The following is a 15,243-nucleotide window of genomic DNA, read 5'->3' as shown; positions in this document are numbered from 1 at the left end:
AAACGCCATGGTCGATTACTACCCTCCGCTGGGCTTTTATTACAAAGTCGAATTCGGCATCAGTCAGGATAAAAACGACGCCCGCTTTCAGTCGGTGTCAGGCTTGTCGGTCGAATACGATTACGAGGCTTATAAGGAAGGCGGCGAAAACCGTTTCGAACACAAATTGCCGGTACGCAGCAAATATGCCGATCTGGTATTGAAGCGCGGCATGTTGACCGACTCCAGTGTGTTGCAGTGGTTTCTCGACGCCTTCAATCAGCGCAGCTTCAAGGCCTCTGACGTCAACGTCATATTGATGAATGAAAAAAGCGAACCGTTGCGCACCTGGAAAATCGCGCATGCCATCCCTAAAAAATGGCTGGTCAGCGACTTGAACGCCAACGAAAGCGCGGTGGTAATCGAAACCCTGGAACTGACCTACCGCTATTTCACCATTCAATAGTAAAGACAGGCTGCGCTAAGTTATGCCCATCGAGATCAAAGAGCTGCATATTAACGTCACGATAGACGCTACGGCCGAAGCTCCAAATGCCGTTGGCCCGGCCGGCGGCGGTGCGGCTGGAGGTAATGCTTCTGTCGACAAGGACGCCATCATCGCCGAGTGCGTCGATCAGGTTCTGCAGATTCTGCAAAACAAAAAGGAACGCTGATGGCCCTGGAAAAGATGCTGATCCTGGCTTTCGAAACCGCGCAGGACGCCGAAAGCGGCGGCCGCGCCGAAGCCAAAGCCGAATTCGAAGCCCTGATCAATCCGGAAAACTACACTCTGGACTACAAGGTCAAGACGGCCGACAGTCAGGGCCAGGGCACCAGCGCAACGCAATCGCGTTTCGAATATACGTTGCCGGAAGAGCTCAGCTTCGAATTCCTGTTCGATAACACCGGCATCATTGACGATAAACCAAAGCCTGACGGCATCTTCGACGACGTCAACCGCTTCCGGCAAATGCTGACCGCTTATCAAGGCGATTCGCACGAGCCTTATCACCTGAAACTGGTATGGGGCAATCTGTTGTTCAAAGGCCGGGCGGTGGAACTGGGCATCAGCTACAAGCTCTTCAATCCCGACGGCCAGCCGATCCGCGCCATCGCCAAAGCCAAATTCAAGGGCAGCATCGAAGAAAAAAAGCGGGCCTTGAAAGAAAACAAAAGCTCGCCCGATCTTAGCCATATCCGCAAGGTCAAGGCCGGCGACAACCTGCCGCTGATGTGTCAGCGCATCTACGGCGATCCCAAGTATTATCTGCAGATCGCCCAGATCAACGGCCTGCATAACTTTCGCCATCTCGTGCCCGGCACAGACCTGATCTTTCCGCCGCTGGCCAAAACCGATAAAGCCTCGTGACTAACCAATCGACCATTCCAACCCCGACCTCGCCCGATGTCTGCACGGCGGCGATTCTGATCGACGGCACGGAAATTTCCGGCGAATTCCATGTGCTGTCGATCTATATCAGCCGAGAGCTCAACCGCATCCCTTCCGCCACGGTACTGCTGCAGGACGGCGAGGCGGCAAAAAGCACTTTTGCCGCCAGCAACACCGAGCATTTCATCCCCGGCAAGGCCATAGAGATCCAGCTCGGTTACCGCGCGCAGAACGAGACCGTATTCAAGGGCATCATCGTCAAACACAGCATCAAAATCCGCAAAAACGGCAGCCAGTTGAGCATCGACTGCCGCGATGAGGCGGTGAAAATGACCATAGGCGCAAAAAGCCGCTATTACCTGGACAAAAAGGACAGCGACATCATGGAGGAAGTCATCGATGCCTATGGCCTGCAAAAAGAGGTCAGCGCCACTCAGGTCGAGCTGAAGCAAGTCGTGCAATACGATGCCAGCGATTGGGATTTCCTGCTCTGCCGCGCCGAAGCCAATGGCATGGTCATCAAAGTCGAGGACGGCAAAATCGGCATCGCGCCGCCCGCCGCCAGCGCCGCTTCGGTACTGAGCGTGCAATACGGCGCCAGCCTGCTGGAGCTGGATGCCGAAATCGACGCCCGCTGGCAAAGCACCGGCATCAGCGCGCAAAGCTGGAACGCCGCCGACCAGGAAGTCCTCAGCACCGACGCCAGCGAACCGGCCACCACCGACAACGGCAATCTCAGTCCCGATACCCTTGCCGAGGTCATCGGCGGCGATCCCCATGCCTTGATACACGGCGGAAAACTCAGCCAGCCGGAATTACAGGCCTGGGCCGATGGCCGTCTGCTCAAGGAGCGGCTGGCCAAAGTGCGCGGCCGGGCGAAATTTACAGGCTTTGCCGGCGTCATGCCGGACAAGGTGATCGAAATCACCGGCATCGGCGAGCGCTTTGAAGGCAAATTGTACGTTTCCGGAATACGCCACAGCTTTGCCAAAGGTAGCTGGGAAACCGATGTGCAACTGGGCCTGAATCCGGAAATCTGCGCCGAAACCTTCAATCTGCGTCCGCTGCCGGCCGCCGGATTACTGCCCGCCATCAGCGGCCTGCAAATCGGCATTGTCACGGTGCTGGAAAATGATCCGGACGGCGAAGACCGCATCAAACTGCGCGTGCCGACGATCAGCATGTCGGAAGAAGGCATCTGGGCCCGTATCGCCACCCTGGATGCAGGCAAGGAGCGCGGCACCTTTTTCCGCCCCGAAATCGGCGATGAAGTCATCGTGGGTTTTCTTGACGACGATCCGCGCCACCCGGTAGTGCTGGGCATGTGTCATAGCAGCGCCAAGCCCGCTCCGGAACCGGCCAAGGACGATAACCACCGCAAGGGTTATGTCAGCCGCGAAAAAATGAAGCTCACGTTTGACGACGAGAAAAAGGTTATTACCCTGGAAACCCCGGGCGGCAACAAGATTCTGCTCTCGGAGGAAGACAAAGGCATACGTTTCGAAGACCAGAACGGCAACAAAATCACGCTGGACGATAACGGCATCGTCATTGAAAGCAGCAAAGACCTGATCCTGAAAGCCAGCCAGGACATCAAGCAAGAAGGCATGAATATGGAATTGAAAGCGCAAACTGCACTTAAAGCCACCGGCACCAGCAGCGCCGAAGTCTCCGGCGCCAGCACCAGCATCAAAGGCAGCGCCACCACGGTGATTCAGGGCGGCCTGGTCCAGATCAATTAGGAGACAGCCATGCTTCCCGCCGCACGCGTCAGCGACATGATCGTCAGCCCGGCTACCCAGGGCGCCCCTACCCCGATTATTCCGCCCGGTGCGGCCACGGTGATGATCGCCGGTCTGCCGGCGGCGCGCATGGGCGACAGCTGCGGCGCCGATGCCATTATCAAGGGTTCGGCAACCGTAATGATCGCCGGCCTGCCGGCTGCAAGAATCGGCGACTCAACAGCCGCCGGCGGCGCCATTCTGCCGCCTGGGGCCACGACTGTATTAATCGGCGGCTGACATCATGACAAACTCTTTTCTCGGCCGCGGCTGGTCTTTCCCGCCCACCTTTAATCGCAGCAATGCCGGCGTCGAGATGCTGGCCGAGGAAGCCGATATTGCGTCCAGCCTGGAAATCCTGCTCAGCACCCGCCCAGGCGAACGGCTGATGCTGCCGCAGTACGGCTGTAATCTGGATGAGCTGTTGTTCGAAAACCTGGACACGCGCATGAAGACATTGATGGCCGACAAAATCGAATCCGCCATTCTCTATTTCGAACCGCGCATTCTGCTTGACGGCGTAAGATTGCGTGAAGATCAACAGTTGGAGGGCGTGGTGTTGATCGAGATTGATTACCGGGTCAAAACCACCAACTCCCGGTTCAACTTCGTCTATCCCTATTACAAAACAGAGGGCACCGACATTAATCTCACTACAACCGTCAATTTGCTACCTGATGGGGCCTGATGATGGCGAACGATTGCAATCAGAACACTAACTCCTTGAAACTGATCCATGAGGGCACACGCCAGGATCAACGCTTCCTCGCCGAACTGGACCCGGCTTACGCGCCTGTCGATGCTCACAAACTGCAACATGCGCTGGTGTTTGCCAAAGCCTATGCCCGGCATCTGCAATTTTACGATGCCGGCCATAACGTCAGCGGCACCTGGGAGGATTTTTTCGGCGGCAATGACGCGGTGTTGCTAGCGATTGCCGCAACCCAGGATATCGGCTATTACCAGAACACCCTCAAAACCAGTTTCGATTTTTTAAATCACCGCAGCAACGCCGCCTCCGGCGCAGACAGCATCGCCGAGAAAAACCGTAAAGACAATGCCCTGAAGCAGCACTTAGGCTGCCTGTTCAGCGCCATTGCCAGCCTGGCTGCGCAGCTGGATCAGCTGAAATCGCAGTTAAGCGAGCAAAACCCGCTCAAACCGGTGCTGGGCAATCTGATTCGCAGCCAATTGGCAACGAGTTTCCGGAACCTGATCGCTTATCACAAAGCCTTTCCCGGAACCGATCCGGTGTTTGCCGATGCGCGTCCGGAACTGATGATTTTAGGCGCCAGCGCCGGTGTTTTCAGATCCATCGAGCAGGCCAGTTTCTCCAGCGACTGGATCACCGGCAACCACGCCAACTGGAGCGATTATGTCGCCGCCATTGCGCCCGATGCTTCGTTATATGGGAGCAGCGATGATGTGTTCGAGCGCCTCAACCATATCGCCACCCACAATCTGTTTACCGCCATTTTCGATCAGTTTCTGAAAGCCTACGCCCGCAGCATCGGCGATGCGCAGCAGGCGTTGCAAAACAACCTGAGCCATCGCAGCGATCATGAACCTCACTACGCGCTGTTTCTGGCATTTCTGCAACTGTTCGAACATGCGCGGGCCGAAGTCAACACGCTGACCGGACGCCATCTGGATTTTTATTATCGGGAAGTGCTTAAACTCAAGGAAAAACCCGCCGAGCCGGGCCGGGTTCATCTGCTGGTGGAACTCGCCAGACAGGCCGACACCCATCTGATTAACCGTGATACGCTGTTCAAAGCCGGCAAAGATGCGTCAGGGAAGGAAGTGGTTTATGCCGCTGACCGCGATTTTGTCGCCAACCGGGCTAAAGTCACGGCCCTGAAATCCATTTATCACCATAGCGACGTCGGCGAAACCGGCCTGAAAAACCAGCACAACGGCCGCTTGTTTGCCTCGCCTGTCGCCGACTCTGATGACGGCCTGGGCGCCAAGCTGACTTCGGCGGATCACTCCTGGCATCCGTTCTTCAACAAAGTTTACAGCCTGGGGGCGCTGAGCGAGATCAGAATGCCCAAGGCCGAAATCGGCTTTGCGCTGGCCTCGCATTATTTGTTGCTGTCGGAAGGCCATCGCACGATCACGCTGAACCTTCCTGTCCCCTTGCCCGATCGCGTCAGCAGTACGGATTTACTCTGCTTTGTCAGCGGTAAAAAGGACTGGATTCCGGTAACGGCAAGCCTGCCCAATAAACAGCAAATCGTGTTGACGCTGGACGGCTCGGCCCCTGCCATCACCCCTTATTGGGCTAAAGTCCATGGTTACAGTCTGGATACCGATTTGCCGGTGTTATTGGTAAAGCTGGCCCACAACCCAGGCCGCGATTTTGCCTATGACAAGCTGAAAACGTTGCGTCTGAATCAGATCCTCCTGACCGTTACGGTAAATGATCTGAAAACGCTGACGGTCAGCAACGACTTCGGCCCGGTCGACACCAGCAAGCCGTTTCAACCTTTTGGCGCTTTACCGGTGACCAACAGCAGCCTGATTATCGGTTGCAAGGAAGCCTTCCAGAAGCGGCTTGTCGAATGCACGCTCAAGCTGAAATGGCAGAATCCGCCTGCACCCTACCCCGACGCCAAAGACGTAAAAATAGGGGCGGAGTTTCTGAAAGCCGGCGCCTGGGAGGAGTTCAAGGGCTTGCAATTCCCTGTCACCGGCAGCCAGTTGAAGCTGACGGCTGATCTGAGCCGCGCGTTTGCCGATATCCCCGGCTTTTCAACATCGACCGCCATTGACGATGCCTGTTCAGACCGCCCGTCTGCCAATGCCCCGAATTCTCAGGCCCCGGCAATCACTCACACAACCGATCTGAGCCGGCTGTTTGTCGATGCCCCCGATCTTTCAGCGCCGACGCCTTTCGACACGGCATCCCGGCACGGCTATTTACGGTTAAAACTGCTGCAGGACTTTGGGCAACGCCAATACGAACAGGACTTGATCGATTACATCACTGGCTCTGCCACCGGGACTGCCAACGCTACCGGAAGCGCTGCCGCCAAGGCTGCCGGCATTACCGGAAGCCCTGCCAAGTCAAAGCCAGTCCCGCCCGTAGGCCCTTTCATCAGTGAGCTGACGCTGGACTATACCGCTGCGCAACTTCTGACGTTTAAAAGCGTAGATCAAGCCGGCTTCGAAAACCGCCAGGCGCGTTTTTTCCATCTGGCGCCGTTCGGACAGGCCGAACAGCATCCGTTTCTGAAAATCGCCGCGCCCGATCCGGCTATTTATTTGCTGCCGCAGTTCAAACACTTTACTGATACCGCCAGTCAGGCGGCCGAATTCTACATCGGCGTCAGCGATCTCAATCCGGGGCAAAACCTGGCGCTATTGTTTCAGGTAGCTGAGGGCACCGCCGACCCGTTATCCGTCAAGCCGAAACCGCAGCATATCCACTGGAGTTATCTGCGCGACAACGAATGGATAGACTTTGCCGCCAACGCTATCCAGGACGGCAGCCATGAACTGCTGCATTCCGGAATCATTACCTTGCAGATACCCGCCGATGCTTCCGCGGCCAATAGCCTGCTGCCTACCGGACAGTACTGGATCAAGGCTGCCGTCGCCAGCGAGAGCGATGCCGTCTGCCGTTTGCAGCGGGTTGCCGCCCAGGGCTTAACCGCCACCTTCAGTAATCGGGATAACGACCCGGCGTTTCCGGCCACAGCCCTGGCAGCCAGCTCCATCCGCAAACTTGCCATTCCGGATGCCGCTGTCAAAAGCATACATCAGCCGTTTCCCGGTTTCGGCGGCAAGGGCGCCGAGCAGGCCGATGCCTTTTATACCCGCGCCAGCGAACGCTTACGGCATAAAGACCGGGCCATCGCGCTCTGGGACTATGAACACCTGATTCTGGAAGCGTTTCCGCAAATTTATCAGGCCAAATGCCTGAATCATACCTGTTATGACCAGGACAACGGCAGGAACATCTATCGCGAACTAGCCCCCGGCCATGTCACGGTCATTACCGTTCCGAACCAGCAATTTCACAACGAGCGCGATCCGTTGCGACCTTACACCAGCCTGGGGCTTCTGGAGGAGATCAAAACGTTTTTGCAAAAACGGCTGCCGGGGACGGTCCAGCTGCATGTCAAAAACCCCCAGTTCGAAGAAGTCGAGGCGCGTTTTAAAGTCTGTTTCAACTCAGGCCTGGACAAAGGCTTTTACACCAGCCGGTTAAATCAGGCCATCACCCGTTTTCTCTCGCCCTGGGCATTCACTGAAGACGGCAGCCCCAACATTGGCGGCAAGGTTTATCGTTCGGTATTGCTCAATTTCGTTGAGGAACTGCCTTATGTCGATTATGTGACCGATTTTCAATTGGCCCACCGCTATCCGGCCCAGAGCGGCGACGGCACTGAAACCAGCATTGCCGACAATGCCGTGATTACCGGCTCCAAAGCGATTTCCATACTGGTTTCCGCCCGGCAGCACAGCATCAACCCTATTGATCCGGTTCAGCAATCAAGCACCGGCGCCGCCTGTCCGTGTGAATCTGTATGAGCAAGATACCTGACACCCTAGAAAAACATGCCGAGCTTTCGCCCGCTACCGACTATTACCACCTGCGCCGGGAGGGCATCGGCTTTATCGCACAATTGGCCAGCGACACCTGGACCGATTACAACGCCCACGATCCGGGCATCACTCTTCTGGAAAGCCTGTGCTATGCCATTACAGATGTCGCTTACCGCAGCCAGTGGCCGATAGCCGATCTGCTGACACCAGCCGCGCCGCCGGCAAACGCAGTTCAGCCCTACCCCGATCAGGCCTTTTTTACTGCCCGCGATATCTTGACCGTCAACCCGGTAACCCTTGACGACTTTCGCAGGCTCCTGATCGATTTGGACGCGGTGCGCAATGCCTGGGTATTCAGCCAATCTTGCAGCTGCGATTTCGATTATTACGCCTGGTGCGACAAAAAACACCAGCTGCGGCTTGGCTATAAAGCGCCGCAAACCGGGCAACAGACGCCGGTGAAAGTGGCCGGTCTGTACGACGTTCTGCTGGAACTCGAAGCCGATCCGGAACTCGGCGATCTCAACGATCACAAGATTACCGCCAGCTATCAGGTCTTCGACAGCGAAGGCCGCCCCCATGCCACGCTCGTAGAACTGCGCTTTCCGCATTGGCAGACGTTGCAGCCCGAACAGCAAGCGCCGTTTTTCAGCGACGCGCCGCTCTCCGCGCTGACCGTCACCCGGCTGGGAGCCAACAAAAGTTACGATGTTCTCAGCGATAACACTAAAGAAGCGGATTCAGAAAAGGACAACTACCTGCGCGATCACTGGCGCCAGGTCTTCTATGTCAGTTTCACGATCGATTTCAGCGACGCTCAGCAATCAGTCATCGAATATGCCGCGTTGCGCCTGTTCGGCGATGCCGCCAGCCGAAACCTGACCACGCTGGCGCAGCTGACAAACATACTGGAGGACGCCGGCGCCTCGGGCCTGCTGCAGCGCTACCGCCATAAGCTCAAAGCCGCCCGCCAGGCGGTAAATGACGCCAAACAGGCATTGCAGCAGCATCGCAATCTGGATGAAGACTACTGTCATGTCAAGGTGGTGGATATCGAAGACGTGGCAGTCTGTGCGGACGTAGACGTCAAGCCGGATGCCGATATCGAACGGGTGCAGGCCCGAATCTGGCTTGCCATCGAGCAGTATTGCAATCCGCCGCTGGAATTCTACAGTCTACAGGAACGGCTGGCCGGCAATACGCCGGTGGAAGACATATTCAACGGCCCCGCCTTAAGCAACGGCTTTATCGGCAATGAGACGCTGTCTGCCTCCCAGTTAAGAACGGCGCTGCGCGCCTCAGACATCATGAACCGCTTGATGGATATCGACGGCATCGTCTCGGTCAACAACCTGCTGCTGGCCAAATACGACACGGAAGGCAATCCGGTTACCGGCGCCTCCGATCCCGGTTACGGCGCGGACAACAGCAACAGGCTCAGCGCCAGCTGGCAATTGTTGATCACGCCACAGCACCAGCCTCGCTTCCATCGGCACTTGTCGAGCTTTGTGTTTTTCAAAGACGGCCTGCCGCTTCGGCCTAGGCCTGACGAAGCCTTGTCAACCTTGATACAGTTGCGCGGCGAACAGAACCGTCCCAAAGTGCGCCCCCAAACGGCAGATGGTGAAGATCTGGCCGCGCCTGCCGGCGTATTTCGCGACCCGCTCGACTACTATCCGCTGCAATACGGCCTGCCCCCGGCTTACGGAGTGGGCGCTGAAGGCTTGCCCACCCATGCCTCCGAACAGCGCCAGGCCCAGGCCAAACAGCTTAAGGCTTATCTGCTGGTATTTGAGCAAATCATTGCCAATGCGCTGGCGCAAATCGGCCAGTGTGCGGAATTGTTCTCGCTCGACCCGGCGGTACAGCGCAGTTACTTCGTCAAGTGCCTGAACGAAGAGATCATCAAAGGCTATAACGAGGTGACCGATGGCCTGAACCTCGACGCCCTGGAAAAAATGACCGAAACCGAAGAGGAATTTCAGCAGCGCCGCAACCGCTTTCTCGACCATTTAATGGCCCGCTTCGGTGAACAATTCAGCGAATATGCGTTGCTTTTAACCCGCAGGCAGGGATTGCCCTTCGCGCAACGTCGTCTGATCGAAGACAAACTGACATTTCTGAAGGCCTATCCTGCCGTCAGTTCTAACCGCTACCGGGCCTTCGACTATAAAACGTCCGGCATGCAAGGCAATGCGGCGGGGCTTAAAAAACGCGTCGCGCTGCTGCTGGGCTTTCCTGACCTGGACTTTGCCTGGACCCAAACCGAGCCTGACGAGGCAGGCTACGCAATCGCCTATCAACTGAAAGATACGTACCGCATCTGGTTTGAAGGCGACGTTAAACTCGAGGCCGATACGCCAGAGGCAGCGCAGCAGCTTGCCTACGCCAGCCTGATTACCGCATTCAGCAAAGCGGACGCGTACCTGATCGAACCGGCAGGCGCTGACAGCCTTGAATACCATCTCTTGCTGCAGGATGCGGACGGCCAACCACTCGGGCAAGCCGCCGACCTATTCGCCAGCAAAAGTCAGGCCGAGGCATTTAAAGACGAATTGTTAAGCTGGAGCGCCGATCAACGCGCCGTCATCGTCGAGCATCTACTGCTGCGCCCCAAATTTCCAGGCGATGCGCTCTATCCTGTCTGCTCCAGCGGCGACTGCGCGGCCTGCGGCGACGAAGATCCCTATTCATTCCGTTTAACCTGGGTGATGCCCGGCTGGACAGCGCCTTACAACAGTGACCTGGAAATGCGCGGCTTTGCCGAACGCACCATCCGCAAAGAAATGCCGGCGCATCTTCTAGCCAAAGTCTGCTGGGTGGCGAACGACGGTTTCAGCCGGGACGAAGCGCTGATCCAGAGCCTGTCTGCGTGGTTAATCGCCAAAACCGCCACTCCCGATAATAAAGCTTTGACGAGACAGCAGGCCGACAACTGCGCCCTGGCCATCTATACCTTGTTCGACCAAACATTTACCGACTGGCATCAAGACCACGCCGCCACGTTTTTCCAGCCGGATGTGCTGAACAACCAATTGCAGACCTTATTTTCGCCGCTGACAACCGACGGGCTTGGCTGCGCCGCCCAACTGGACAGTGCAAAGTGGGACGAGATTAAAGTGTCGATGGCCAAGTATTTTCAGCAACGGGTTACCGGCGGCCGGCAATTCGAGCGTTTCCAACAAGCCTGGCAGCAATGGCTGGATGTCAATCGGCGCTTCGACTGGAGCGAGGAGCGGCTTTCCGAGCAGGTGCGCGCCATCCTTAAAGCCGGCCGGCTTGACGGTCCGGTTGCCGATTTATGCTCATGCAGCGCCAGCATTCTCGGCAGCTACGGTGAACATTTCCATCAATGGCTGAACGGCAAAATGCTCAACCGCGTTATTCCTCAGCCCTGGAATGATCAAGATTTCGCCGACTTCACGCCTTTGACCCTCTATTTTCCGGCGCTTTGCAGCGGTCTGACTTTCAAGCCTGACACCGCGGAAAAGCTCCAGCAGTTGCTTGACAACCGCTACGCCGGTTATCGGGAAGTATCTTACGCCCTGCACCAAGTCGTCACCTTATTGGCCGCATTGGACAATACCTATCCGCAAGCCACTTTACATGATTATGATGACGGTAGTGATCAGAACCCGGTACGGCTAGGCAGTACCGCTCTTGGTTCGCAGCACACCTGAACTCTGCCCTATTCAACCATCTGATAACGGTAACATCGCCATGCAACCACAACACACCAGCTATCCGGTCTTCGAAGCCAATCAGGTATTGACTAACGCGCATCTCAACCGGCTGTTCGACTATCTGGACGATCAGCAGCGGCTAACGCGGGCCAATCTGACCGGCATCGGCATCGTTTGCGGCCTGGACATCGCGCTGGACACCCCTGCCACACCTACCCGAATTTTTCTGTCCAAGGGCTTCGGGATTACCTCCGAAGGCTATTTGCTGGCAGAGCCGCAGGAAAAACTGGAGCTGGTCGCCTATCGCCAGTTAGCTGCTGACGAAGACCTGCATTATCTGCCGTTCAAAGACAACGATACCCAGTTCGCACTCTGGGAATTGTTGACTGCCGAATCGTTGGGCGATGCCAATGTCAACCAGTTAACTGAAGCACCGGCTGGTTTTCTGGATGATAAAGCGCTGGTGCTGGTGCTGGAACTCAAACAAGCTTCATTGCGTAATTGCAGCCCCAATAACTGCGATGACAAGGGCTCCGAGGTTGAAGTCAAAGTCCGGCGCCTGCTGGTAGAGCTGAACAAGCTGACTGCCTATGCTTCGCTGCAACTGCCGGAAATCCCGCTGGCGCGCGTTCATTTTGCTGCACCGGCAGACTTGCAGAATTACCAACAGGTTTATAAGAATTTTTTTGCAAATCAGACGGATGCAAAAACCGCTGTCAACCGACTGCTGGATGCCGTCAGCCAAAGCTACGGCCATCTAAAACTCCTGATCCCGGACCTGGACAATACAGCGCTGGCCCAGCTGGATCAGCAGTTCGATTTTCCGGCCGACAAGCCGGCGATCCAGTATTACTACGACTGGCTGCGCGACTTGACCGCCGCCTATCATGAGCTTCGGGCTGCGCTGATGCAGGCCGTGCCGGAATGCCTGCCGGATGCAAGCCTGTTTCCGCGCCATCTGGTATTAGGCGCCCTAAAAAATTCCGGCAACCCGCAATACCGCAGCCGGTTTTTGCCTTCGCCGGCGCTGGTCCTTGCCGAAAACAGACGCGGCGAGCTGCGCTTTTTGTTCGAGCGGGTCCTGCGGATGGTGCAAAACTTCAATATTTTACCGGCCGGCGCACACCCGCTGAAAATCACCCCCAGCCGGTTCGGTTATCGCCATCTGTCCGACAAGGCGCTGCCGTTCTATTACCGGCCGGAGCTGCGCCCTTACTGGGACGCCAGCCGCAAAGACTGGCAGGCCCGGAACATTCTCTCCTGGCATGAAGATGCCGATAGCCCTGCCCATGTTCGCCAGCCGTTGGATTATGATCTGGAAGCGTACAACTTTTTAAGGATAGAAGGCCATGTCGGCAAAAATCTGCTGACTGTCACCACCACTCTCGGCGAGCTGATCAAAAGCCACCGTTTGCCGCTTTCCATCCTCTATCTCAGCACTGATGCCGTAGGAAATTTTCTGGAAAGACATCCTGGCCTGGAGCATCAGGCAGGTGCCCTGCGCGATGGTACTTTTGTGGTGTTATATGGCGGAAGCGGAATCAACGCCAATATCGTACTCGCCGATTTCGCGCTGCCTTACCGCATAGAACATATGGAAGCTTCGAGTAGTCTGTGTAGGGTGGAGGTAAATGAGTGCTCATACCCATGGTTCGATAGCAAGCGGCATTTAAGCAACTTGGCCCGCCGTGATTATTCAGGGTCCAAGGAAGCCGATAAAGACCTCCTGGCCGATAACTATGTCATCGTCATTTACCGCTACGAACTCCAAAGCAAGCTGCTTACTCCCAAGCAAGTCAGCGTACCTATCCAGGAACTCATTAACGGACAGCTTTCCGCCATAGCCCATAGGTTGAATCAAGCTTACCCCAACGGAGTGGTGTTCGATTACGACCGCGATAATGATAGATTTCTCATTCGCTATTTTGCCGACCATATGTTCCGTATCGAATGGGGCGGACTGCAAGGCAACCAGATTCGCTACGCCTACACTCCTGACGGTATTTATCGCTGGCAAAAAGGCGCATGGGAGCCCCTCAACTGGCCAGTCCTATGCCAATTGCACGATGAATACCACGCCGGTGAATACCAATGGCTACAGGAAAACGCTCATCATCAAGCCAAGTATCCATCTCCGAGCGCCACCATGCCGACGGAACAGGATCTGATTGACTGGGAAGACATGATCAAACTCAGGGCATCCAAGCCTTTGCCAGCATCGGTGCAGAATCTGCTGGAAAACATCAGTAAGGTTATAGACGAAACTTATAACGTAGGAGGTCTGACTGTCGAAGCCGTGTTAATAGGCCCGTGGGCCAACGGCAGCTGGGTATCCCGGACAGCATCGGAAAACAATTTTCCTGCAGGCTTTTCCGGCTTGCGCGAGAAAATCACCGGCAAAAAAATCACTCAGCATAGTGATATAGATTTACTGATTCACACGGAAGATAAATCGATTAAACCAGACGACATTATGGCTATCCTAAGCGCTTACTCGGTAAGCGGCTATGCCATCAATGTTATTTTCGGCAAGAAGGATGCCCAGAAATGGAAATAGCTACTGTGATTGATTGGAGAGAAGGGAAGTAGGCGCTTTCGGGTGTTACCTTATGCGCCCTTGAGGATATGCCTATCCGACTTCCAGTGTCTGAACGATAGCATAATAATAGAAATCAGTACAAGAATTTTTATGAGCGGTAACCATCATATCATCGAGCGGCAAAGTCTCCACGTCACCCTGAAAGGAGACGAGAGCAAAGCCTGGGAATTACATAACCAGTTGCTGAATCTTTGTAACACATGGTTGACGCCCAAATTGGCTGGCTTGCTGGACGCTTATGCCCCGCAAGACGCTCACTTAGTTATTGAACGCATGGAAATCGATGTCGGCACCCTAGCTGCCGACCGACTGGAAGACAATTTGTCCGCCGCGATAATCCAGGCGATCGAACGCTGGCTGCAGGATTCCCGACACCGGATTCACCCGTTGCCGCAGAACGATCCCGCTCAGGAACAGGCAGGTTCAATCCAATATAAAACTGAGCCGCAGGCGGCCCTGGAAGCATTGGTCTACTTCGCCAGAACCGGCAGGCTCCCTTGGTCTTTTCGTCTGCCGGAAGGACAAAATCTGGAGCAATTTCTGCTCAACAGCTGGAAACAAACAACACCGCTGGCTGATGCCGATTTGCTTGCCGCTTTAACCACGGCGGATGCCGCCAGACGTTTTTCGCTGCAGTTCTCAACAACGTTTTTAGACACCTTGCTAACATACCTGGCGCCTGCTGTTAACGAAATCGCCCATAAGCTTTTACAGACTCTGGTCAGCCAGCCATTGCCAGCGGAAATCGCCAAAACGCTGCAGTCTCAAATCTGGCAGACGGCGTTTATGCATGCAAAGCAACCTTCAGCCCTCGCTGACATACAGATGATCCGCGACATCTGGCAAGCGCTGCCGGCAGATTTCAAACATCAGCCAGCGTTGCTCGACTGGCTGAGACGACACTGGCCTGAAGCATCAAGCGATGACCGGCAGCAACCGGGCAAATCCGGGCAAAGTCCATTAACTATTACAGTCGCGTCAGAATTTGACATTGCGCATGCGATAGAAACCGGCAACGCCCCAAAGTCAGTGATGACATCGGCAGCAACTGATGCGCCGCATAAGACTGCAGGTTCCTTTGCTCAAACCCAGTTCACTGGCCCATTCGGTAATGCCGAGACAGAACAGTCGGCCTCTGTCCCGCAAATAAACCCAGGCGCATCGGTTGAGATCTCAACGTCAGTTACGACATCGACAGCAGCTGACGAGATTGCCGACTCCCTTGCCACAGCCCAATTTCCCGACCTCTTCGGTAAT

10 protein-coding genes are annotated in these 15,243 nt (G+C 55.6%); all 10 read left to right on the top strand.

Annotated features, from left to right (window positions below; genetic code table 11):
• Positions 1-7 precede the first annotated feature (7 nt).
• Entirely contained in the window at positions 8-445 is a 438-nt protein-coding gene (locus IT781_RS09725; protein WP_194969961.1) for a phage tail protein, read from the top strand.
• 22 nt (positions 446-467) lie between these two features.
• The gene (locus tag IT781_RS09720; RefSeq protein WP_194969960.1) at positions 468-653 is read left to right on the top strand and encodes a DUF5908 family protein; all 186 of its coding nucleotides are present in this window, start codon (positions 468-470) and stop codon (positions 651-653) included.
• A complete protein-coding gene (locus tag IT781_RS09715) occupies positions 653-1,348 on the top strand; it encodes a LysM peptidoglycan-binding domain-containing protein (protein WP_194969959.1) in 696 nt (231 codons plus the stop codon). Before IT781_RS09720 ends, IT781_RS09715 begins: the two co-directional genes overlap by 1 nt.
• Positions 1,345-3,111, top strand: coding sequence for a type VI secretion system tip protein VgrG (gene vgrG / locus IT781_RS09710; RefSeq protein ID WP_194969958.1), 1,767 nt, complete (start codon positions 1,345-1,347; stop codon positions 3,109-3,111). Before IT781_RS09715 ends, vgrG begins: the two co-directional genes overlap by 4 nt.
• 9 nt (positions 3,112-3,120) lie before the next feature.
• Complete coding sequence (locus tag IT781_RS09705) at positions 3,121-3,390, top strand: PAAR domain-containing protein (RefSeq protein ID WP_194969957.1); 270 nt, start codon at positions 3,121-3,123, stop codon at positions 3,388-3,390.
• 4 nt (positions 3,391-3,394) lie between these two features.
• Entirely contained in the window at positions 3,395-3,838 is a 444-nt protein-coding gene (locus tag IT781_RS09700; protein ID WP_194969956.1) for a GPW/gp25 family protein, read from the top strand.
• Positions 3,838-7,689 (top strand): baseplate J/gp47 family protein, encoded by a 3,852-nt coding sequence (locus tag IT781_RS09695; protein ID WP_194969955.1) that lies wholly within the window; start codon positions 3,838-3,840, stop codon positions 7,687-7,689. Before IT781_RS09700 ends, IT781_RS09695 begins: the two co-directional genes overlap by 1 nt.
• The gene (locus tag IT781_RS09690; protein ID WP_194969954.1) at positions 7,686-11,384 is read left to right on the top strand and encodes a hypothetical protein; all 3,699 of its coding nucleotides are present in this window, start codon (positions 7,686-7,688) and stop codon (positions 11,382-11,384) included. The genes IT781_RS09695 and IT781_RS09690 overlap by 4 nt, the downstream gene beginning before the upstream one ends.
• A 40-nt stretch (positions 11,385-11,424) precedes the next feature.
• Positions 11,425-13,944 carry a hypothetical protein gene (locus IT781_RS09685; RefSeq protein ID WP_194969953.1) on the top strand — a complete coding sequence of 840 codons (2,520 nt, stop codon included), beginning with the start codon at positions 11,425-11,427 and terminating at the stop codon, positions 13,942-13,944.
• Between the two features lie 132 nt (positions 13,945-14,076).
• Positions 14,077-15,243: contractile injection system tape measure protein (locus tag IT781_RS09680; RefSeq protein ID WP_255528676.1), on the top strand; the 1,167-nt coding region annotated here is incomplete at its 3' end.

It is taken from the genome of Methylobacter sp. BlB1, from assembly GCF_015476545.1.
Classification (GTDB): domain Bacteria; phylum Pseudomonadota; class Gammaproteobacteria; order Methylococcales; family Methylomonadaceae; genus Methylobacter.
Note: the sequence above shows the minus strand (reverse complement) of the source record. Positions and strands in the feature narration are given on the sequence as shown.